Below are 20595 nucleotides of genomic sequence, written 5' to 3' on the forward strand. Positions count from 1 at the left end.
ACAATGCGCAATTGATCGCGTGCGGAATATCGCACCAACTGTATCTCAAGATTGTTGCGCGTTAGTTTAAACGATTGAAATCAAGGCGTTGTGTCGCATTCGAAAAACTGGCACGGCGCTTGCTGTCATCATTCCGACATCAATGCGCCCGGGAAGAGCCAGATAGTTGGTTGTGGCGCGATGGAGGAAAAAATGATCGCAATACCTGAATCCACCCAGCCTCGTGCTCCCGTGCCGCTTTATCGCCAGCTCTATGTGCAGGTGATTGCAGCGATTGTCATCGGCATGCTGATCGGCCACTTCTGGCCTCAATTCGGCGCCAGCCTCAAGCCGCTCGGCGATGCCTTCATCCGCCTGGTGAAGATGATCATCGCACCGGTGATCTTCCTGACGGTTGCAACCGGTATTGCCGGCATGTCGGACCTGAAAAAGGTCGGTCGCGTTGCCGGCAAGGCGATGCTCTACTTTCTTACGTTTTCGACGCTTGCGCTGATTGTCGGTCTTATCGTCGGCAACGTGTTGCAGCCGGGCGCCGGCATGAACATCGACCCGGCCACGCTCGATGCGCAGGCTGTGGCGACCTATGCCACCAAGGCGCATGAAACGACGATCACCGGCTTCCTGATGAACATCATCCCGGAAACCATTGTCGGCGCGTTCTCGCAGGGTGACATTCTTCAGGTCCTGTTCTTCTCCGTCCTGTTCGGCATCGCGCTCGGCATGGTCGGTGAAAAGGGCAAGCCGGTCTACGACTTCCTGACTGCGCTCACCGCTCCGATGTTCCGCCTCGTCGCCATTCTGATGAAGGCCGCCCCGATCGGCGCTTTCGGCGCCATGGCTTTCACCATCGGTCGCTACGGCATCGGTTCCGTCGCCAACCTCGCCTTCCTCATCCTGTCGTTCTACATCACGGCGCTTCTCTTCGTCATTGTCGTGCTCGGTGCGGTTGCGAAGTATAACGGCTTCTCGATTTTCGCCCTGCTGCGTTACATCAAGGAAGAACTTCTTCTGGTTCTCGGTACCTCTTCCTCGGAAGCTGCTCTGCCGAACCTGATGCAGAAGATGGAACGCGCCGGCTGCAAGCGCTCGGTCGTCGGTCTGGTCATTCCGACCGGCTATTCCTTCAATCTCGACGGCACCAACATCTACATGACGATGGCAGCGCTGTTCATCGCTCAGGCGACCGGCATCGACCTGTCGCTGACCGACCAGATCCTGCTGCTGCTCGTCGCCATGCTGTCGTCGAAGGGTGCCGCCGGCATCACCGGTGCGGGCTTCATCACGCTCGCCGCGACGCTCTCGGTCGTTCCGTCGGTTCCGGTCGCAGGTATGGCGCTGATCCTCGGCATCGACCGCTTCATGTCGGAATGCCGCGCACTCACCAACCTTGTCGGCAATGCGGTCGCCACGATCGTCGTCGCCCGCTGGGAAGGTGAACTCGACAAGGACATGCTGGACGCAGCCCTTGCCAAGGGTTCCAGCGACAATGCACCGGGCCGCCTGCAGCCCGCCGAATAAGCCTCCCAAGGCCAAAGCGAGGCAGCGATGCCCCGCCACGATCTGCCGCCTTCGGGCGGCAGATCTGTTTTAGGCAATCCCTTCCGTCGCCAACGACTCTGCCGGGCGTAACGGAAATCGCTTTCCCCGCCTTCCATTCGAACATGCGAATGACGTTAAATGTCCGCGCAATCGCAATGACATTTGGGAGGAAAGTGCATGGTGACCGAACAGACGACAGTGACGCTCGCGGATCTCGACCGCTTCTGCCGTACGGTGCTGCAAGCCTGCGGCGCGAGCGAGGAGACGGTGGATGCGACGACGCGATCACTCCTGCATGCTACGCGCTGTGGTGTCGATAGCCATGGCGTGCGGTTGCTCGATCACTATGTCCGCGCCCTTGAAGGCGGCCGGCTGAACAAGACGCCGAACGTTCGCAAGGTATCCGGTTTTGGTGCGGTTGAGACGCTCGATGCCGACCATGCCCAGGGTGCCGTCGGCGGCTATGCCGGCATGCAGCGCGCCATCGCGCTCGCCCGCCAGTTCGGCATAGGTGCGGTCGGCATTCGCAACAATTCGCATTTCGGCGCGGCCGGTGCCTACTCCGTCGAGGCGGCACGGCAGGGGCTGATCGGGCTCTCGTTCTGCAATTCCGATAGTTTCGTCCGGTTGCATGACGGGGCGTCGCGTTTTCACGGCACCAATCCCATCTCGGTCGCCGTGCCGCTTGCCGGCGAGGATCCCTGGTTCCTCGACATGGCGACCAGTGCTGTCCCCTTCAATCGCGTCATGCTCTATCGCAGCACGGGAACGACGCTGCCGGAGAAAGTGGCGTCCGATGCTTCCGGCGTCGACACCACTGATGCCGATCTCGCGGAAATGCTTGCCCCGGTCGGTGCAGCCTTCGGCTTCAAGGGGGCTGCGCTTGCCGGTGTTTCGGAAATCTTCAGTGCGGTGCTCACCGGCATGCGGCTCAGCTTCGATATTCCGTCGATGATGGGTGAGGACATGCAGACCCCGCGGCAACTCGGTGCCTTCGTCATGGCAATCTCCCCCGAAGCCTTTGTCGAGCGCCAGGTCTTCGACAAGGGGATGACGCGCTATGTCGAAACTCTGCGGTCTTCGCCGGCCCGCGAAGGTGCCACGCTGATGGCTCCGGGAGACCGCGAGTGGACGGTGGCAAAGGGTCGTGATGCCAACGGCGTGACGCTCGATCCAGTGACGCAGGCGGCGTTTTTGGAGCTGTCGCGACACTATGGTGTCCCGCCACTCCTATAAAAAACTTATAGGCGCGGGTTGACGGATCAAAATTGGTCAGACAATCTGGCCACATGACGCGAGAGGAGAAACGCGTCGGGAGGATTTCATGTTTGTCGCGCTCGAGCCGCGCCGGCTTTACCGCCAGGCGGCGGAACAGCTTCGTATGCTCATCCAGTCGGGAGAAATTCCCGTCGGAGAGCGCCTGCCGGCAGAGCGCGAGCTTGCCGAACGGCTCGGCGTGTCGCGCCCCACGGTGCGCGAGGCGCTGATCGTTCTGGAGGTCGAAGGGCTAGTGCAGATCCGCATGGGCTCTGGCGTCTATGTCAACCGCAAGCCGCTCAACACCATGCCGGTTCTGCCTGCGGATGACAGCGAAGGTCCGTTCGAAATCCTGCAGGCGCGCTGTCTCATCGAAAGCGCTATTGCCGAAGAAGCGGCGCGGCGTGCAGACGCTGCCGGGATCGAGCGGCTCGACGTGATCCTCGACGAAATGGAAGGTGTGCTCGACAATCCCGAGCGCGCGCTGGCGCTCGACCGCGCCTTCCACACGGCGATCGCCGACATCATCGGCAATTCTGCCCTCAACGTCTTTATCGGCCTGATCTACGACAAGCGCATGTCGCCCTTCTTCGAAAAGCTCGCGAGCTATTTCGAAGGCCCGCATACGTGGAAGGCGGCGCTTGAGGAGCACAGGGTCATCCGCAACGCGCTGGCAGCACAGGACCCGACGGCGGCACGCGAGGCGATGCGCATGCATCTGACCCTGTCGCAGAAGAGATTCTCGGAAAGCTTCGGAGAGGAGCCGACGAGAGAAGAGTGACCCAAGCCGCGAGGAGGCGGCCGGTCGGACAAGTTATCTGAACACCACTCGGGAGGAGAGAATGAGTTCAAGGTTCACATTGCTGCTCGGTGCAGCAGCCGTCGTCATGGCGTCGGCATTATCCGCTCATGCCCAGCAGACGCTGAAATGGGCGCATGTCTATGAAACATCCGAACCGTTCCACACGGAATCGGTCTGGGCGGCGCAGGAAATCGCCAAGCGGACCGATGGCCGCTACAAGATCGACGTCTTTCCGGCCTCGCAGCTCGGAAAGGAAGCCGATATCAACCAGGGCCTCAAGCTCGGCACGGTCGACATCATCATTTCCGGCTCCAGCTTCGCCTCGCGCGACCATGCGCCGATCGGGATCACCTACTTCCCCTACATCTTCCGTGATCCGAGCCATCTGATCGCCTACACCAAGAGCGATGTCTTCAAGAAGCTCGCCGACGGCTACAAGGAAGCCTCGGGCGGCAACCAGATCACCGCCGTCACCTATTACGGCACGCGCCATACGACATCCAATCGTCCGATCGAGAAGTGTGCCGACATGGCGGGCCTGAAGATCCGCGTTCCGGATGTGCCGGCATACCTTGCCATGCCGCGCGCCTGCGGTGCCAACACGACGCCGATCGCGTTTGCCGAAGTCTATCTGGCGTTGCAGAACGGTACGGTCGAAGCCCAGGAAAACCCGCTGACCACGATCGAGGCGAAGAAGTTCTTTGAAGTGCAGAAGAACATCGTCCTGACCGGCCATATCGTCGACCACCTGAATACGGTCGTCTCCAACATGCTGTGGACGAAGCTGTCCGACGAGGACAAGCAGATCTTCTCCGAGGTGATGGCGCAGGCCGCGGAACGAGCGACGAAGATCGTCGAGGAGCGCGAAACCGCGCTGGTCGAAAAGTTCAAGGCCGACGGCCTGAGCGTCACCGAAGTCGACAAGGCCGACTTCGAAAAGACGGTGATGGAGAAGGTCACCTTCGAGGAGTTCGGCTACGAGAAGGCCGACTGGGACGCCATCCGCGCCGTGCAGTAAGCGGCGCAGGACGCCCGGGGGCTTACCCGCCGGGCGTCCGCTCATGATCACCCGAAAATCGGTGGAGTTCTTCAATGAACGAACAACAGCACGCTCCGGTCAGCGTCGATAAGATGGCGCATGCCTTCGAGGAGGATACCGGTCCTGTCGATCTGTCGCCCTATGCGGCGGAAGACTGGGTCAACATGGCAATCTTCTGGGGCATGGCGGGCTGCGTCTTCCTCCAGTTCTTCACACGATACGCACTCAACAACAGCCTGGCCTGGACGGAAGAGATGGCGGCCAACTGCCTGGTCGTGCTCGTCTTCCTCGGCTCGGTCATGTGCGTGCGCATGGCCCGCCACATCCAGGTGGACCTCATCTACAATTTCCTGCCGCCGAAGGTGGGCCGCGCCCTGGAGCTTGCGGTCGATTTCATCGTCATCGGCTTCTTCGCCTACATGACATGGCTGATGTGGCGCTACATCGCCATCGTCGGCAACGAGCGCATGGTGACGGTCAACCTGCCGCGCGGCTACGTCTTCTACACCGTCTTTGTCGCCTTCGCGCTGATGCTGGCGCGCTCGGTCCAGAACTTCATCAAAGACATGATCAATGAAAAATCCGTTCGTGAAAAAGCGAACGAAACCGGCATACAGGGGGTCTGACCAGTGCTGCTTCTCATCGGATCCTTCCTCGTTCTCATGATCATCGGCACGCCGGTGGCCGTCTCGCTCGGCGTCTCGTCGCTGCTCTATCTCATCATCTACGGCGTCGCGCCGGATATCATCGCCGCGCAGCGTATGATCGCCGGCGTCGAGAGCTTTCCGCTCATCGCCGTGCCCTTCTTCATTCTCGTCGGCAACCTGATGAACATTGCCGGTGTCACAAGCCGTATCTACAAGTTCGCCCTGTCGCTCGTCGGCTGGATGAAGGGTGGTCTGGCGCAGGTCAACATCATCGGCTCGGTGGTCTTTTCCGGCATGTCCGGCACCGCACTTGCGGATGCCGCCGGCATCGGCACGATCGAAATCAAGGCGATGAAGGATCACGGCTATCCGGTCGAGGCCGCCGTCGGCGTCACTGCCGCATCCGCGACGCTGGGGCCGATCTTCCCGCCGTCCCTGCCCTTCGTCATCTACGGCATGATGGCCAATGTCTCGATCGGCGCACTGTTCATGGCCGGCATCCTTCCGGGCATCGTCATGACGGTGCTGATGATGCTAACCGTGTTCTTCTTCGCCTATCGCAAGGGCTGGGGTTCCGACACGCCGTTCGAACTGTCTAAACTCTTGTCCGCCTCGCTGGAAGTGGTCATCGTCCTCTGCTTCCCGGTCGCCGTCTACCTTCTCGTATTGCTCGGCCTGTCGATCAACATCGCGGTCCTGATCGCGCTCGCCGCCCTCATCGCGCTCGACTGGTATTACGATTTCTCCGCCGTGATGGCGCTGATGACGCCGGTTCTCCTGATCGGCGGCATGACGATGGGCTGGTTCACGCCGACGGAAGCGGCTGTCGCCGCCGTCATCTGGTCGCTCTTCCTCGGCCTCGTGCGCTACCGCACCATGACGCTGAAGACGCTTGCCAAGGCCAGTTTCGACACGATCGAAACCACCGCCTCGGTTCTCTTCATCGTCACCACCGCCTCGATCTTCGCATGGCTCCTGACGGTCAGCCAGGCGGCCCAGATGTTCTCCGACTTCATGTTCTCGCTGACGGATAACTGGTGGACCTTCCTGATCATCGTCAACATCGTGCTTCTGATCGTCGGCGCCTTCCTCGATACGATCGCAGCCATCAGCATCCTCGTGCCGATCCTGATGCCGATCGCCGCGCGCTACGGCATCGACCCGGTGCATATGGGCCTGATCTTCACGCTCAACCTGATGATCGGTCTTCTGACCCCGCCGGTCGGCATGGTGCTTTTCGTGCTGTCGCGCATCTCGAAACTGTCGGTGGAGCGAACGGCGCTGGCCATCCTGCCCTGGATGACGCCGCTGTTCATCGCGCTGCTCTTGATCACCTTCATCCCGGCGATCACGCTCTGGCTGCCGACGCAGCTCGGCCTGATCCGCTGATGCCACATCACCTGCGCCGCTTGGCCGGCGCAGGTCCTCATTCAATCGAAGGCCATTATTCAATCAAAGGCATAGGACATGTTGTCGAAGATCGTTCGCCTCTATGGTCAGGAAGATCTCAAGGTCGAAACCCAGGATTGCCGCGAACCCGCCAGCGGCGAAGTGCGGCTGAAAATGGCGCGCGGTGGCATTTGCGGTTCCGATTTACACTATTTCCAGCATGGCGGGTTCGGCCCGGTCCGGGTGCGCGAGCCGATCATTTCCGGGCATGAGGCATCCGGCCATGTCGAGGCCGTCGGTGACGGTGTCACGGGGCTGTCCCCCGGCATGCTCGTTTCCGTCAGCCCGTCGCAACCCTGCGGCAAATGCCACTATTGCGGCATCGGCCTGCCGATCCACTGCCTCGACATGAAGTTCATGGGGTCGGCCATGCGCCTGCCGCATGAACAGGGGATGTTCCGCGAGCACCTGATCGTGCCCGCCATCCAATGCTTTCCCGTCGAAGGCGACGTCACCGCTGCCGAAGCCGCCTGTGCAGAGCCGCTGGCTGTCTGCCTTCACGCCGTGGCCCAGGCCGGCGATCTGTCTGGCCGACAAGTGCTCGTCACCGGCGCCGGGCCGATCGGGCTTCTGGTCGCCGCCGCCGCCCGCCATGGCGGCGCCGGTCGCATAACGATTACCGACCTTGCTGATGCCGCCCTTTCGCGTGCTCCCGCCATGGGGGCGGACGAGACGGTGAACGTCTCGAAACCCGATGCGCTCGCGCCGTACCAGAAGGACAAGGGCACTTTCGATACCGTGTTCGAATGCTCGGCCGCCGGCCCGGCCCTCATCTCCGCCTTCCAGTGTGTGAAGCCGCGCGGCACGATCGTGCAGGTGGGCGTCACCGGGGAGGTGTCGATCCCGCTCAACATGCTGGTCGGCAAGGAAATCGTCTGGCGCGGCTCGCAGCGCTTTCACGAGGAATTTTCACGCGCAGTCGCGCTGATCGGCAGCAGGGCGATCGATGTTCGCCCGATCCTTTCCCACACGTTCAGGATCGACGAGGCTCTCGAAGCCTTCCATCAGGCCGGTGACCGTACCGCCGCCTGCAAGGTCCAGATCGCACTCGGATAATTTTCAAGGACAAGACATGCGACATACATGGCGATGGTTCGGACCGGTCGACAAGGTGACGGTCCAGGATGCGGCTCAGGCGGGGGCGGAAGGTATTGTCAGTGCTCTGCACCACATCCCGACAGGCGCGGTCTGGCCGGAAGACGGGATCGAAAAACGCCATCGGGCTATCCGCGACGGCGGGCTGTTCTGGGATGTCGTCGAAAGCGTACCCGTCTCGGAAGACATCAAGACCCAGACGGGCGACTGGCGAGAGCATGTGAAAAACTGGCAGGAGACGCTGCGCCGCCTGTCTGCGTCCGGCATCAAAACCGTCTGCTACAATTTCATGCCGGTGCTCGACTGGACCCGCACCGACCTGCGCTGGGAAACCAGACACGGCGCCAAGGCGATGCGCTTCGATCTCGTCGATTTCGTTGCCTTCGATATTCACATTCTCAAGCGGCCCGGCGCCGCGCGGGACTACCCGGAGGCGCTGCAGGCCGAGGCGGCGTTTCGGTTCTCGACCATGGATGACGGTCGCATCACCTCTCTGGGCAAGAATGTCGGCGCCGGCCTGCCCGGTTCCGCCGATGGCTATACTCTCGACCAGTTGCTGGAAAAGCTGCGCACCTATCAGGGTGTCGATGCGAGGAAGCTGCAAACGCATCTCGTCGACTTCCTCTCCGAAGTCACGCCGGTTGCCGAAGAGGTCGGCATCAACATCTGCGCTCACCCGGACGATCCGCCATGGCCTCTGCTCGGCTTGCCGCGCATTTTGTCGACCGGCGACGATTACGCCCATATGCTTTCCCAGGTCGACAGCCGCGCCAATGGCGTGACGCTCTGCTCCGGCTCGCTCGGCGCGCGGGCCGACAACGATCTGGCGCAAATCGCCACGCGCTTTGCCGACCGCATCCACTTCGTCCATCTGCGTAATGTCACCCGCGACGACGACGGCCTGCCCTGCTCATTCTTCGAGGACGAGCATCTGGAAGGCGGCACCGACATGGTGGCGGTGATCGCCGCCCTTCTGACCGAGGAAAAGCGCCGAAAGGCCGAAGGCCGCGCGGATCATCAGATCCCCATGCGCCCCGACCACGGCCAGGAAATCCTCGACGATTTGTCCCGTGGTGCGCAGCCAGGCTATCCAGCCATTGGTCGCTTGAAAGGGCTGGCGGAACTGCGCGGCATCGAGCGGGCCTTGAGCCACAGCCAATTCGGATTGGGACGATGAGCGCACGTCTTTCCAATCAGGTGACCTTGCCTGCCTCCGTCCGACAACCGGGCTATGACCCCGCCGAGCTTCGCCCGGGCATCCTGCATTTCGGCCTCGGCGCCTTTCACCGTGCGCATCAGGGCGTCTATACCCAACGTGCCCTGCAGAGCGAATTCGGCCCCTGGGGCATCGTCGCCGTCAACCTGCGTTCGCCAGATCCGGTCGAGGGTCTGGCGTCGCAGGACGGGCTTTATTCGATCACGGTGCGCGACAGCGACGGCGACACGAGCGAATTGGTCGGAGCGACTGTCGATTGGCTCTGCGCTGCGACCGATCGGGACAGGGTGCTCAGCTATCTCGCCAGCCCCTTCATCCACGTCGTCACGCTGACCGTGTCGGAAAAGGCCTACGGCCTTCATCCCGCGACCTTCGGTCTTGACGAAATGCATCCCGCCATCGCCAATGATCTGGCAAACCCCGATGCCCCGACGGGCGTCATCGGCTATCTGGTCGCAGGACTTGCGGCCCGGCGCGACAAGCGCATGCGCCCCTTCACCATCCTGTGCTGCGACAACCTTCCATCGAACGGCAGGGTCGTTCGCCGTCTGGTGCTTGACATGGCCGGGCGGCGGGATCGCGATCTGGCTAGATGGATCGAGGAGGAAGTCACGTTCCCCTCCTCCATGGTTGATCGCATCGTGCCTGCGGCAACCGACGAGACCCGTGACCGCGCCAAAGGCCTGCTCGGCGTCGAGGACAGTCTGGCGCTCGACACCGAGCCGTTCATGCAATGGGTGATCGAAGACGATTTCGTCTCGGCCCGGCCTGCCTGGGAAGCGGGCGGCGCCTTGTTCGTCGATAATGTCGAGCCCTACGAGAAGATGAAGCTGCGGCTGCTCAACGGCTCGCACACGATGATTGCCCATCTCGGCCTGCTCAACGGTCTCGAATGCGTGCGTGACGTGATGGCCGTGCCGGACTTCGTGGCCATGACGCGCGCGCATATGCAGGCGGCCGCCGCGACGCTCGACCCTGTGCCGGGCATCGATCTCGAGGCGTATATGAACCAGCTGATCGCCCGCTTCGGCAACCGCGCGATCGCCCATCGCAATATCCAGATCGCCATGGATTCCAGCCAGAAACTGCCGCAACGGATCTTTTCGCCAGCCGTCGAGGCGCTTGCCGCCGGATCGGATGCGAAAAGCTTCGCCCGCGTGGTCGGCCTCTGGATCGCTGTGCTGATCCGTTTCAAGGACTGCAACGATCCGCGTCGCGAAGCGCTTCTGCAGGCGGCCGAAGCGGCCGATCCGCAGGACTATACGGCGAGCTTTGTCGCTGTAGACGGCCTCATACCGCCGACGCTGACACAGTCACGCGCCTGGCGCGATCTCGTTCACACGGAAGCGGCGAAATGGCTCTGAAACCAGTAAAAGATGCGAGGAGTTCATCATGAAAGCGCTCGTCTGTATCGAGCCCGGCCGCCTGGCGCTGGAGGATCGCCCTGAGCCGGTGCGCGGCGAAGGTGAGGTCAAAGTCCGTATCCGCCATGTCGGCATCTGCGGCACCGATTTTCACATCTTCGCCGGCAAGCACCCGTTCCTCGAATATCCCCGCGTCATGGGGCATGAGCTTTCCGGAACGGTGGAAGAGGTGCCGGGGGGTAGCCGCCTGAAAAAGGGCGAACCCGTCTATATCGTCCCCTACCTCTCCTGCGGCACCTGCCAGGCCTGCCGGCGGGGCCTGGCGAATGCCTGCCGCAATATCGCGGTGCTCGGCGTCCACTGCGATGGCGGCATGGCGGCTTATGTGTGCGTCCCAGAGCAGAACGTCATCCCGACCGGCGATATTCCGCTTGAAGACGCCGCGATGATCGAGTTCCTGGCGATCGGCGCCCACGGCGTGAAGCGCGGCGATATTACCGCGAAGGACCGCGTGCTGGTGACAGGTTCCGGCCCGATCGGCATGTCGGCGATCATCTTTGCCAAGGCCCGCGGCGCGCATGTCACCGTCATGGATACACGCGAGGACCGGCTTGCCTTCGCCGTCGAAAAGCTTGGCGCCGACGCAACAATATTCGCCGATGCGGAGGCGGAGACGCGAGCCGAACGCCTCACGGGCGGGGACTGGTACGACGTCGTCATCGACGCAACCGGCAATGCCGTGCCAATGCAACGCGGCTTCAATTTCCTGGCGCATGGCGCGCGCTATGTCCTGCTCTCGGTCGTGCGGCAGGACATCAGCTTCTCCGATCCGGAATTCCACAAGCGTGAGGCGACGCTGATCGCCAGCCGAAACGCCCAGCCGGACGATTTCGCCGAGGTGGTGCGCCAGATCAAGGCCGGCCGGGTGCCGACCCGCGCGCTCAACACCCACCGCGGCGCCCTATCGGACGCCGTCGAACTCTTTTCCGCCTGGTCGAAGCCGGATGCCGGCGTGATCAAGGCCATACTGGAGGTGTAACAATGCCCGCGAAAACCCTGCGTCTGAACGCCCAGGACAATGTCGTCGTGTCGATCGCCGATCTGCCCACCGGTTCACCGGTCGAGGGCGACATCATCACATCCGTCCGTGTTCCCCGCGGTCACAAGATCGCTTGCCGCCAGATCGTGAAGGGCGAGCCGATCCGCAAATTCGGCCAGGTGATCGGCTTTGCCTCGACGGAAATCCAGCCGGGCGAATGGGTGCATGAGAAGAACGTCACCATCGGCGACGATTTCGAGCGCGACTATGCTTTTGCCGCCGAGGCAGGCCCACCGGATGTGCTGCGCCAGGGGGAGGTCCCCGCCTTCTTCGACGGCTTTCGCCGCGCCGATGGCCGCGTCGGCACCCGCAACTATATCGGCATCCTTTCCTCGGTGAACTGTTCCGCCACCGTCGTCGATTATGTCGCCGACGAGATCAACCGTTCGGGCATTCTCGACGACTATCCGAATATCGACGGCGTCGTGCCGCTGCCGCATGGCCAGGGCTGCGGCATGGCCGGTAAGGGCGAGGCCTTCGACGTCCTGTCGCGAACGCAATGGGGTTATGCCAGCCACCCGAATTTCGGCGCGGTCGTCCTGATCGGCCTCGGCTGCGAGGTCTTCCAGATCCCGCGGATGAAGGACACGTACAATATTGCCGAAGGCGAGCACTTCCAGTCTCTGACGATCCAGGAGATCGGCGGCACCCGCAAGGCGGTCGAGGCCGGCGTCGCGCGGATCAGGGAGATGCTGCCCTTCGTCGCCCGCTCGCAGCGCGCACCGATCCCCGCCTCCGAACTGACGCTGGCGTTGCAATGCGGCGGATCGGACGGCTATTCCGGCCTGACCGCCAACCCGGCGCTCGGCGTTGCTGCCGACATGCTGGTGCGCCAGGGCGGTACCAGCATCCTCTCCGAAACACCGGAAATCTACGGCGCCGAACATCTTCTGACCCGCCGGGCGGAAAGTGCCGAAGTCGGCCAGAAGATCGTCGATCTCATCCATTGGTGGGAGGAATACACGGCGCGAAATGGCGGCGAGATGAACAACAATCCCTCACCCGGCAACAAGGCTGGCGGGCTGACGACGATTCTCGAAAAATCGCTCGGCGCCGTCGCCAAGGGCGGCAACTCGACGTTGCGCGGCGTCTATCGCTATGCCGAGCGGATCGACCGCAAGGGCTTCGTCTATATGGATACGCCCGGCTACGATCCGGTCGCGGCCACCGGGCAGGTGGCGGGCGGAGCCAACATCCTCTGCTTCACCACCGGCCGCGGTTCGGCCTATGGCTGCAAGCCCGTACCCTCGATCAAGCTTGCCACCAACAGCCAGCTCTATGCCCAGATGCCGGAAGACATGGACATCAACTGCGGCGACATCATCGACGGGGTGACGCTTGAGGAAAAGGGTAAGGAGATCTTCGATACGATCCTGGCGGTCGCCTCCGGCAAGCCGTCGAAATCGGAAGAGCTCGGCTATGGTCGAAACGAATTCGTGCCGTGGCAGATCGGCGCGGTGATGTAAACGCGATGGTCGCGATGTGAAAAAAAAGGCGCCGAGTGGCGCCTTTTCTTTTCCCGCTCTTCTTAGGTATCCGCCTTGAACGTCTGCTTCTGCGTGCCGAGTTTCTCGATCCCGAGTTCCACGACATCACCGGCCTTGAGGTAACGCGGCGGCTTGAGGCCCATGCCGACGCCCGGAGGCGTGCCGGTGGAGATGACGTCGCCCGGATGCAGCGACATGAACTGCGACAGATAGGAAACGAGGAAGGCGACGCCATAGACCATGGTCTTCGACGACCCGTCCTGCATCTTCTCGCCGTTGACCGTCAGCCACATGTCGAGGTTCTGCGGATCCGGCACCTCGTCCTTGGTCACCAGCCAGGGACCGAGCGGACCGAACGTGTCGCAGGACTTGCCCTTGGTCCACTGGCCGGAGCGCTCCGTCTGGAACGCGCGCTCAGACACGTCGTTGGTGACGCAATACCCGGCGACATAATCGAGCGCGTCCGCCTCGGACACGTATTTCGCCGTCTTGCCGATGACGACGCCGAGCTCGACCTCCCAGTCGGTCTTTTCCGAACCGCGCGGAATGAAAACATCGTCGTTCGGGCCGACGATCGCCGACGACGCCTTCATGAAGATGATCGGCTCCGGCGGCACGGTGGCGCCAGTCTCGGCCGCGTGGTCGGAATAGTTGAGGCCGATGCAGATAAACTTGCCGGTACCGGCCACGCAGGGGCCGAGACGCGGCGTACCTTCGACAAGCGGGAGGCCGGTCGTATCGATCGCGCCGAGTTTTGCCAGGGCATCGGGTGCAAGTGCTGCGCCCGACAGATCGGACACATGCGCGGACAGATCGCGGATACGGCCATCGGCATCGACGATTGCGGGCTTTTCAGCGCCGGGTGCGCCGTAACGAAGGAATTTCATCGGAATAGTCCTTTCAGTGCGAATTCTGACATTTCAAAAACGGTTCAGATAGACCAGCCGCCATCGATGCCGACGGCCTGGCCTGTCGTATACGTAGCGCCGGCAAGGTAGACGGCCAGATCGGCGATCTCTTCCGGCGAGCCAAGACGGCCCATCGGCTGGCGGGCGATGAAGGCTGCGCGCGCCTCATCGTAATTGCCCTGGGCGCGCATTCGGCTTTCGAGCGAGGGGCTTTCAACCGTGCCGGGGCAGATCGCGTTGCAACGAATGCCGCGTGTCACGTAATCGGCGGCGATCGCCTTGGTCAGGCCGATCACGGCAGCCTTGGTCGTGCCATAGGCGCAACGGTTCGGAACGCCCTTGGAGCTTGAAGCGATCGAGGCCATGTTGATGATCGCGCCGTCGCCGCGTTGCAGCATGCCCGGCAGCACCGACTTGATGGTGCGCACCATGGCGCGGACATTGAGATCGAAGGCGAAGTCGAGATCCTTGTCCGTCATCTCCAGCACCGAGCCGCCATGCACGACACCGGCGCAGTTGAACAGGACATCGACCGCGCCGATCCGTTCGAAAAATGCCGTCACGGAGGCGCCGTCGAGCACATCCAGCTTCGAAGTCTCGATGTTCTGCGTGCCGGATAGTGTTGCGAGTGCTTCTTCGTTGATATCGGTCGCCCAGACTTTTGCGCCTGCGGCGGCAAAGGCTAGCGCGCTGGCCCTGCCTATTCCCTGGCCGGCAGCGGTCACCACGACCGCCTTGCCTCCTAGCTTAGCTGTCATCTCTTCTCCCTTTCAATCGCGACGGAACACCTCATCCACCGCTGTCACACCATTCCCCATCCCGTCGCGTTTCGAAAGGTCTATGGCGGAAAATACGGTACGACGGCCACGCAGCCGCATGGTTGGCGTATAAATCGGAAGGGAATAGATGGATCGGGCGCTGCGGACAGTTGCGGACCTGAACACGGCAACTGTCCGATAAGCGTCTCGGATGCAAAGCGATGCCCGCTCTGATGACTTCAAACTCTCGGAGTGTGCTTTATTCCGCCGCAAGCGGGCTTGGCCCGTCGCGCATGGCTTCGATCAGGCATTCCATGATGGCGGCTCGAAGGGCGTAGGTATTGGTGCTGGTCTGCTTGCGATCAAGGCTCTGGGCGGCCTCGACGAGCCGCATGCCTTCGTGGATGACGATCTGGTGAGCACGATTCATGGCCCAGTGTTCAATTGAACTGCCATGATCGAATGCATGACTTGTTGTGTTCAATGTAACCTCGCTAATCATCAGCGTTACGACGAATCATTTCGTCACTCCGATGTTAATACAGGTTAATATTTCTGTGAATCTTTTCTCCGTGATCTTCTTGCCTATTGTCAAATAAACGGGGTCCGCCAATCGACTTATGCTGCTTGCGTTGCATCAAATGACGGTGTTTCTGTTGGCTTGATTTTCGACTCGACAAAAGGGTGTGGTGATAAGACATGGCGCTATTCATGTCTCTCGGATTTCTATTCTAGAGAGGACTTGGAACATCCGACGCTGCGAGCTCTTGCAGTGCCTCCGCCTCCAGTCGGTAGAATACGCGGTCATCCTTCAATGTCGCGCCGAAGCCGTCATAGAAGCGAAGCAGCCTCGCGTCGCTCTTCGATGCGGTCCAGTCAATACGGGTAAAGCCGCGCTCCACTGCAATGGCAGCTATCTTGGCCATCAGGCTCTTGCCGATATTTTGACCGCGCTCCGCACGCAGAACGTAAAGATCCTTGAGGAAGTAGCCGGGTTTCAGCCCCGGCCCGGCATAATTGGCGCCAATGCCGGCAAAGCCCACTAGCCGTCCATCGATGCGGGCCAGCAGAATTTCGGCACCGGCGGGAAGCGTGCGCAGCGTCTCGACTATGGCGCTGCGCGGAGGGCAAAAGACGCTGTAGAAGGCCTGCATCTCTTCGAGAAGCGGCGCCAGTTCCTCCGCGTCGGAAGGCTGGAAAAATTCGATATTCATCAATGCATCCCGGTTGAGGCGGCACCCATATTGCGACCGCCTCGTCCAAGTCAATCCGAATGCGCTACGCGGCCTTACTTCTTGAGGATGACCCAGAGTGCATGAACGATGCCAGGCAACCAACCGCACAAGGTCAGAAGGATGTTCAGCCAGAAATGCAGGCCAAGTCCCACCTGAAGGAACACGCCGAGCGGCGGCAGCAGGAAGGCGAAAAGAATGCGAATGATATCCAAGAAAATGCTCCGATCAAATCTGTGCCAGCCGTACGGGCCGCGCCGGTCGGGCGACATAACGCACGCGATCGCAAATGGTTGCGTGGATGTCGATGCGATTATCGGCTGAGGTCTATCCGGCTCGTCACCACGGTTTTGCCGCTCGCCGGATCGGTATCGATCGTCTGAAGCCGCAGTCGATTGTCTCCAAGCCTTGCGATCGTCATTGTCGCTGCGCGGTCGCCGTTGATCTCGCGTGCCCAGCGCACGGCAAGATTGAGCGTCTCTCCGCGGAGGCTTCCGGCAAGCGACGATGGTTGGCCGGAGGGACCGGTGTAAGTGCCGCTGTAGCTGCTGCCGGATGCCTTGAGACTGGCCGAGATCGCGCGGCTGGCGACGACGAGCGCCCTGCACCGGCCACCCATGTCGAGGCTTGACGCGCCGGTATCGAAGTCGATGTTGCAATCGACGTTGATCGTTCGGCCGCCGATGCGCGTCAGCACCATACCGCGGCCGGCCCAGTTGCCGTCGATCGACTGAAGAAACTGGCTGTCGGCTGCCGAGGCGTTCATCGGAATTCCAAGAATACCGGCCAGTAATGCTAGGATGACGGGACGCATTGCAACCTCCATGGCGTGATGCAGCATCTAACGGCGGCGGCCTGCAGGTGTTCCGTCTGCGCAAGAACAATTCCGGTCCACTCCAGTAAAGATCACTCCGAGGTGCCCGCATGTGAGTGTTTCGCGGGTGCAGCGTCCTTCGAGGTGAATAAATGTGATCGATGGTCGTCTTTTCGCGTCCTTGCCGCAAATCTTAACCAAGTAAAAACCATGTCGCGCTCAATGTAGATACATTGTCATATTTTGTCTTTTAAGGTCAGGATCGCCGATGATACCCGCAAACGCAGACAAGCCTCAGCATGCCGCCACGCCGCGCACGATGCAGGTCGTTACCGACGGTATCGGCAAGGATCTTGAACGTTTCAGCGCCGACAACACTCACGTCGTCAGGCAGATCAAGCTTCTCGCCATTAATGCCTTGATCGAGGCGGCGCGTGCGGGAGAAGCCGGCAAGGGCTTCGCGGTCGTTGCCAACGAGGTGCAGCGCCTGGCGCAGATCGCCAGCGATATCGCCGGCAAGTTCGAAAGCAACGTGCTTGGCCGCATCGGCATGACGCGGGCGATGGCGGATACGCTCGTCGATGAGATGGAAGGCGTTCGCCTGACCGACCTCGCGCAGACGCTGGTGCAGCTTATCGTCCGCAATCTCTTCGAGCGCACCGCCGATGTCCGCTGGTGGGCGACTGATACGGCGCTCTGGCAGGCGCTTGGCGAACGCGATGCGGAACGACGCGCCTTCGCCGCCGAACGCCTCGGCGTCATAAACCGCTTCTACACCGTCTATCTCGATCTAGTCATGACCGATCTTGCCGGCCGTGTCATCGCTTCGGCCAATCCGAAATATCAGCGCAAGCTGCAGGGTGCCTCCATGGCGGCCGAACCCTGGTTCGTGGCGGCAAGCCAATGCGCCTCAGGTGACGACTATGTCGTCGACGAGGTCAAGCCGTCGCTCCTGCATGAAAACCGCACGGCACTCGTCTATGCAACCGGCATCCGGGAGGGCGGCACGCTGGATGGCGCGTTGCTCGGCACGCTCGGCGTCTATTTCGATTGGCAGAACCAGGGGCAATCGATCGTCGAGAAGGAAGCCAACCTGCCGCCGCATGTGGCGGACAAGACCACGGTCATGCTTCTCGACGGGAAAAGCCGCGTCATCGCTAGCACCAACGCATCGCTGTTGTTTACCCATTTCGTGCTGGCGAACCCTGGCGGCCAGGCATCCGGCAGTTATTACGACAATAACGGCTCGATCGTCGCCTATGCCAAGACGCTCGGCTATGAGGATTATGACGGCCTGGGCTGGTTCGGGGTCGTCGTGCAGCGGCTGGAAGACGAACTGGAAATAAAGGCTTCCCTGAATATCGGGTAACAGCGCTTCGCGCCGGGTCGCGAGCGATCCGGCGCAAGCATGTTGCCACAGTCTTTCCCGCGTTTACATTTCAAGCAGCGTGCGCAGGCGAGCGGCATTGACGTTGGCGCGGTAGCCTGCGGTTCCGCGCTGGATCCGGCGACCTTGCGCCAGATTGCCGAGGGCAACCGGGTCGCAGCCGGCATCCACCACCAGCTGGGAAGCGACGGCCATGGCGTCGGCATCGTCTCCGGCGAAGGGAACGGCAAGCTTGTCGCCTTGGCGATCATAGGATGCGGCGATCGCCGTTGCGTCGACCGAGCAGAAAGCCCTGACGAGACGGGAGCCGGGCAGGTACTTGGCCGATGTTTCGCCAAAGCCGTTCGCTTCCGCCTCACGCGTCAGCGCATTGCTGCTGCCGGCGCGGGGATTGCAGGCATCCAGCACGACTTTTCCGGAAATCTGGGCGGACAGGCTGCGGCCAAGATCGGGGATGGCATCATAGGGTACGGCAAAGAGCAGCACGGTGCCGAATGCGGCGGCCTCGGCCGGCGTGCCGACGGAAGCGCGCGAACCCAGTTCACGCGCCATCGCTTCCAGTTCTTCGGGGTGGCGCGAAGAGAACAGAACTTCATGGCCGGACTTGACCCAGTTGCTGCCGACTGTGCCGCCGAGCCAGCCGGCTCCGATTACGCCGATGCGCATGGGCGCCGCATCGGCGCGCCGGGGGGCAATAACCGGAAGTGCGGCGAGGGTTGCGAGGGCGGCGAGCGCCGAGCGTCTGGAGATCTGCATGTATATTCTTCCTTCCTTGGGTTTCGGTGCGCGCCCTTTTTCAGCGGGCGCGGGTGCGAGCGATCAGGCGACCGCCGGCGAGTTGGCTTGGTGATGCTCGTGATTTGATCTTGCCGATGCCGTTTGGGTTTGAGCGGATTGGCTTTTGCTCAATGCCTGCTGCCGCCGCCCGAGCCAGAGGCTGAGGGCGAACCAGCAGAGCGATATGGGTATGGCGACGACGGCGACACCTGTCATGCTGAGCCCGATGCCGAGAAGGCCGGCATAGGACCAGCTGGCCACCTGGTCGCCGCCCCTGTAGACAACGGTGTCGATGAAATTCTTCGTCTTGTAGCGATCCTCGCGCGAGACCGCGGTGAACAGCATCTCCCGGCTCGGCCTTGCGAGCGCGAAGTTGCTGACGCGCCTTGCGACCTGGACCGCGATGATGACGCCGATCACAGGATAGCTGGCGAGAAGCGCGAAGCCGGCGACGCTGAAGAAGGGCAGAACGGCGAGTGTTGCGGCGACACCGAACCAGCCGAGCAGCCTGCCCGTCAGGAACAGCTGGAACACGAGTGTGATGACATTCACCCAGAAGTCGATGTCGGCGAAGAAGGCGGTGCGCGATGCTCGGTCGGTAAAGCTCGCCTCCGCCAGCGACGCCTGCTGGAAGTAGAGCACCGTCGAGGTGATCGAGTAGAACATGATGAACAGGGCGATGCCGAGCAGATAAGGCGAGCGGAATGTATGGCTCATGCCGGCGAATATGCCGCCGCCGACTATCTCGCTCGACTGGTCCTGTCGTCCGGACTGCTGGAATGCGCCGGTGGCCTTTGAGAGCCTGCGCGAGGCAAACACCGCAACCTCCAGGCAGATGATCGAAGCAATCAGCAGCCAGTTCTGCCCGACAATGCCGACAAGGCTGGATATCACCGTCGAGCCGGCAATGCCGCCGAGCGTTGCGCCCGCTGAAAGGAAACCGAACAGCCGCTTGCCCTGCTCGGCATCGAAGACGTCGACGATGAGTGACCAGAATACCGAGACGACGAAGAGGTTGAAGACCGAAACCCAGATGAAGAAGGCACGGCCGACCCAGACGTGCTGTTCCGGCGTCGCGATCGTCAACAGTACGAGGAAGACGACAAGCTTGGCGATGAAAAACCGATAGGCGATGGCGATGAAGCGATCCCGTGGCCATCGACGCACGGCAAATGCGAACAGTGGATTGAGGGCGAGCATCGCCACCAGCGTCCCGGTGAACAGCCACGGCAGGTTTCGTACGCCGCCGGTCACGCCCAGTTCGTCCCGGATCGGGCGAAGGACGTAATAGGCGAGGAACAGCGAGAAGACATAGAGCCAGGACCAGGCGAGTGCCGAGGCTTCTTCGGGGCGTATATCGATCAGTCGGCGGATGGCGGCGAAGATGAAGGAGCCCTTTCGTTCTTCGCCGGTGTTTTCACCGAGGGCTGGATCGGCGCTGGCCTGAATTGCCGGTGATCTGCTGCCATCGCGGCTTTTCTGCCCGCTGCAGCCAGATGAAGACGTCATGCTCGATCCTTTGCATTGCCATTCTGCAACCGGCATCCATGGTGGTGGCGGTGTGCGTTGTGATGCAGGTATCGTCGGCTTCGCGTGGCGATTAGTGCACCAATCCCGCTAGCACTTTTGCTTTCAGTTCATAAATCTTCGCAGCGAGGTGGATTGCGATCAAAAACAACGGGATAGATGTATTTTCGGTTGTTTTTTTAAGCCGTTTCTCATTGG

Annotated in this window: 20 protein-coding genes; 12 read left to right on the forward strand and 8 right to left on the reverse strand. The window is 61.5% G+C overall.

Going from position 1 to position 20595, the window contains the following annotated elements:
* Window positions 1-192: 192 nt before the first annotated feature.
* The 11 genes from AC0JZ4_RS23800 (at window position 193) to AC0JZ4_RS23850 (ending at window position 12973) form a co-directional block, all read left to right on the forward strand.
* A complete protein-coding gene (locus AC0JZ4_RS23800; RefSeq protein ID WP_471888936.1) occupies window positions 193-1518 on the forward strand; it encodes a dicarboxylate/amino acid:cation symporter in 1326 nt (441 codons plus the stop codon).
* Window positions 1519-1716: 198 nt separating this feature from the next.
* Complete coding sequence (locus tag AC0JZ4_RS23805) at window positions 1717-2775, forward strand: Ldh family oxidoreductase (protein WP_471888937.1); 1059 nt, start codon at window positions 1717-1719, stop codon at window positions 2773-2775.
* Between the two features lie 88 nt (window positions 2776-2863).
* Window positions 2864-3577 (forward strand): FadR/GntR family transcriptional regulator, encoded by a 714-nt coding sequence (locus AC0JZ4_RS23810; protein ID WP_471888938.1) that lies wholly within the window; start codon window positions 2864-2866, stop codon window positions 3575-3577.
* Window positions 3578-3638: 61 nt separating this feature from the next.
* A complete protein-coding gene (locus AC0JZ4_RS23815; protein ID WP_471888939.1) occupies window positions 3639-4616 on the forward strand; it encodes a sialic acid TRAP transporter substrate-binding protein SiaP in 978 nt (325 codons plus the stop codon).
* Window positions 4617-4690: 74 nt separating this feature from the next.
* Entirely contained in the window at window positions 4691-5263 is a 573-nt protein-coding gene (locus tag AC0JZ4_RS23820) for a TRAP transporter small permease (protein WP_471888940.1), read from the forward strand.
* 3 nt (window positions 5264-5266) lie between these two features.
* Window positions 5267-6673 (forward strand): TRAP transporter large permease, encoded by a 1407-nt coding sequence (locus AC0JZ4_RS23825; RefSeq protein WP_471888941.1) that lies wholly within the window; start codon window positions 5267-5269, stop codon window positions 6671-6673.
* 78 nt (window positions 6674-6751) lie between these two features.
* Window positions 6752-7789 carry an L-idonate 5-dehydrogenase gene (locus AC0JZ4_RS23830; RefSeq protein WP_471888942.1) on the forward strand — a complete coding sequence of 346 codons (1038 nt, stop codon included), beginning with the start codon at window positions 6752-6754 and terminating at the stop codon, window positions 7787-7789.
* Window positions 7790-7805: 16 nt separating this feature from the next.
* Window positions 7806-9005 (forward strand): mannonate dehydratase, encoded by a 1200-nt coding sequence (uxuA, locus tag AC0JZ4_RS23835; RefSeq protein WP_471888943.1) that lies wholly within the window; start codon window positions 7806-7808, stop codon window positions 9003-9005.
* Window positions 9002-10408: a mannitol dehydrogenase family protein gene (locus AC0JZ4_RS23840; protein WP_471888944.1), complete on the forward strand. Its 1407-nt coding sequence runs from the start codon at window positions 9002-9004 to the stop codon at window positions 10406-10408. The genes uxuA and AC0JZ4_RS23840 overlap by 4 nt, the downstream gene beginning before the upstream one ends.
* Window positions 10409-10436: 28 nt before the next feature.
* Window positions 10437-11447, forward strand: a complete 1011-nt coding sequence (locus tag AC0JZ4_RS23845) for a zinc-binding alcohol dehydrogenase family protein (protein ID WP_471888945.1) — start codon at window positions 10437-10439, stop codon at window positions 11445-11447.
* Between the two features lie 2 nt (window positions 11448-11449).
* Complete coding sequence (locus AC0JZ4_RS23850) at window positions 11450-12973, forward strand: UxaA family hydrolase (protein WP_471888946.1); 1524 nt, start codon at window positions 11450-11452, stop codon at window positions 12971-12973.
* A 62-nt stretch (window positions 12974-13035) separates the two neighbouring features.
* Here the strand turns inward: AC0JZ4_RS23850 and AC0JZ4_RS23855 are convergent, their stop codons facing one another.
* The 6 genes from AC0JZ4_RS23855 to AC0JZ4_RS23880 all read right to left on the reverse strand — a co-directional run bounded on the left by AC0JZ4_RS23855 (window position 13036) and on the right by AC0JZ4_RS23880 (window position 16706).
* Window positions 13036-13881, reverse strand: coding sequence for a fumarylacetoacetate hydrolase family protein (locus tag AC0JZ4_RS23855; RefSeq protein ID WP_471888947.1), 846 nt, complete (start codon window positions 13879-13881; stop codon window positions 13036-13038).
* 44 nt (window positions 13882-13925) lie between these two features.
* Window positions 13926-14660, reverse strand: a complete 735-nt coding sequence (locus AC0JZ4_RS23860) for an SDR family oxidoreductase (protein WP_471888948.1) — start codon at window positions 14658-14660, stop codon at window positions 13926-13928.
* 259 nt (window positions 14661-14919) lie between these two features.
* The gene (locus tag AC0JZ4_RS23865) at window positions 14920-15090 is read right to left on the reverse strand and encodes a hypothetical protein (RefSeq protein WP_471888949.1); all 171 of its coding nucleotides are present in this window, start codon (window positions 15088-15090) and stop codon (window positions 14920-14922) included.
* Window positions 15091-15391: 301 nt separating this feature from the next.
* A complete protein-coding gene (locus AC0JZ4_RS23870) occupies window positions 15392-15874 on the reverse strand; it encodes a GNAT family N-acetyltransferase (RefSeq protein ID WP_471888950.1) in 483 nt (160 codons plus the stop codon).
* A gap of 74 nt (window positions 15875-15948) precedes the next feature.
* Window positions 15949-16107: a YqaE/Pmp3 family membrane protein gene (locus AC0JZ4_RS23875; RefSeq protein WP_471888951.1), complete on the reverse strand. Its 159-nt coding sequence runs from the start codon at window positions 16105-16107 to the stop codon at window positions 15949-15951.
* A gap of 98 nt (window positions 16108-16205) precedes the next feature.
* Window positions 16206-16706 carry a hypothetical protein gene (locus tag AC0JZ4_RS23880; protein ID WP_471888952.1) on the reverse strand — a complete coding sequence of 167 codons (501 nt, stop codon included), beginning with the start codon at window positions 16704-16706 and terminating at the stop codon, window positions 16206-16208.
* A gap of 268 nt (window positions 16707-16974) precedes the next feature.
* Between AC0JZ4_RS23880 and AC0JZ4_RS23885 the strand changes: the two genes are divergently transcribed.
* Entirely contained in the window at window positions 16975-18075 is a 1101-nt protein-coding gene (locus AC0JZ4_RS23885) for a methyl-accepting chemotaxis protein (RefSeq protein ID WP_471888953.1), read from the forward strand.
* A gap of 63 nt (window positions 18076-18138) precedes the next feature.
* On the opposite strand, the gene AC0JZ4_RS23890 is transcribed toward AC0JZ4_RS23885, so the two are convergent.
* Window positions 18139-18849, reverse strand: a complete 711-nt coding sequence (locus tag AC0JZ4_RS23890) for an NADPH-dependent F420 reductase (RefSeq protein ID WP_471888954.1) — start codon at window positions 18847-18849, stop codon at window positions 18139-18141.
* A 63-nt stretch (window positions 18850-18912) separates the two neighbouring features.
* Entirely contained in the window at window positions 18913-20379 is a 1467-nt protein-coding gene (locus AC0JZ4_RS23895; protein WP_471888955.1) for an NTP/NDP exchange transporter, read from the reverse strand.
* Window positions 20380-20595 lie beyond the last annotated feature (216 nt).

The sequence above is a fragment of the [Rhizobium] kunmingense genome (genome assembly GCF_977018605.1).

What these genes read in the sequence shown, in the direction of transcription:
- AC0JZ4_RS23800 (WP_471888936.1), top strand. Translation starts at nt 193, where the DNA reads ATGATCGCAATACCTGAATCCACCCAGCCTCGTGCTCCCGTGCCGCTT.
- AC0JZ4_RS23805 (WP_471888937.1), top strand. Translation starts at nt 1,717, where the DNA reads ATGGTGACCGAACAGACGACAGTGACGCTCGCGGATCTCGACCGCTTC.
- AC0JZ4_RS23810 (WP_471888938.1), top strand. Translation starts at nt 2,864, where the DNA reads ATGTTTGTCGCGCTCGAGCCGCGCCGGCTTTACCGCCAGGCGGCGGAA.
- AC0JZ4_RS23815 (WP_471888939.1), top strand. Translation starts at nt 3,639, where the DNA reads ATGAGTTCAAGGTTCACATTGCTGCTCGGTGCAGCAGCCGTCGTCATG.
- AC0JZ4_RS23820 (WP_471888940.1), top strand. Translation starts at nt 4,691, where the DNA reads ATGAACGAACAACAGCACGCTCCGGTCAGCGTCGATAAGATGGCGCAT.
- AC0JZ4_RS23830 (WP_471888942.1), top strand. Translation starts at nt 6,752, where the DNA reads ATGTTGTCGAAGATCGTTCGCCTCTATGGTCAGGAAGATCTCAAGGTC.
- uxuA (WP_471888943.1), top strand. Translation starts at nt 7,806, where the DNA reads ATGCGACATACATGGCGATGGTTCGGACCGGTCGACAAGGTGACGGTC.
- AC0JZ4_RS23840 (WP_471888944.1), top strand. Translation starts at nt 9,002, where the DNA reads ATGAGCGCACGTCTTTCCAATCAGGTGACCTTGCCTGCCTCCGTCCGA.
- AC0JZ4_RS23845 (WP_471888945.1), top strand. Translation starts at nt 10,437, where the DNA reads ATGAAAGCGCTCGTCTGTATCGAGCCCGGCCGCCTGGCGCTGGAGGAT.
- AC0JZ4_RS23850 (WP_471888946.1), top strand. Translation starts at nt 11,450, where the DNA reads ATGCCCGCGAAAACCCTGCGTCTGAACGCCCAGGACAATGTCGTCGTG.
- AC0JZ4_RS23855 (WP_471888947.1), bottom strand. Translation starts at nt 13,881, where the DNA reads ATGAAATTCCTTCGTTACGGCGCACCCGGCGCTGAAAAGCCCGCAATC.
- AC0JZ4_RS23860 (WP_471888948.1), bottom strand. Translation starts at nt 14,660, where the DNA reads ATGACAGCTAAGCTAGGAGGCAAGGCGGTCGTGGTGACCGCTGCCGGC.
- AC0JZ4_RS23865 (WP_471888949.1), bottom strand. Translation starts at nt 15,090, where the DNA reads ATGAATCGTGCTCACCAGATCGTCATCCACGAAGGCATGCGGCTCGTC.
- AC0JZ4_RS23870 (WP_471888950.1), bottom strand. Translation starts at nt 15,874, where the DNA reads ATGAATATCGAATTTTTCCAGCCTTCCGACGCGGAGGAACTGGCGCCG.
- AC0JZ4_RS23880 (WP_471888952.1), bottom strand. Translation starts at nt 16,706, where the DNA reads ATGCGTCCCGTCATCCTAGCATTACTGGCCGGTATTCTTGGAATTCCG.
- AC0JZ4_RS23885 (WP_471888953.1), top strand. Translation starts at nt 16,975, where the DNA reads ATGATACCCGCAAACGCAGACAAGCCTCAGCATGCCGCCACGCCGCGC.
- AC0JZ4_RS23890 (WP_471888954.1), bottom strand. Translation starts at nt 18,849, where the DNA reads ATGCAGATCTCCAGACGCTCGGCGCTCGCCGCCCTCGCAACCCTCGCC.
- AC0JZ4_RS23895 (WP_471888955.1), bottom strand. Translation starts at nt 20,379, where the DNA reads ATGACGTCTTCATCTGGCTGCAGCGGGCAGAAAAGCCGCGATGGCAGC.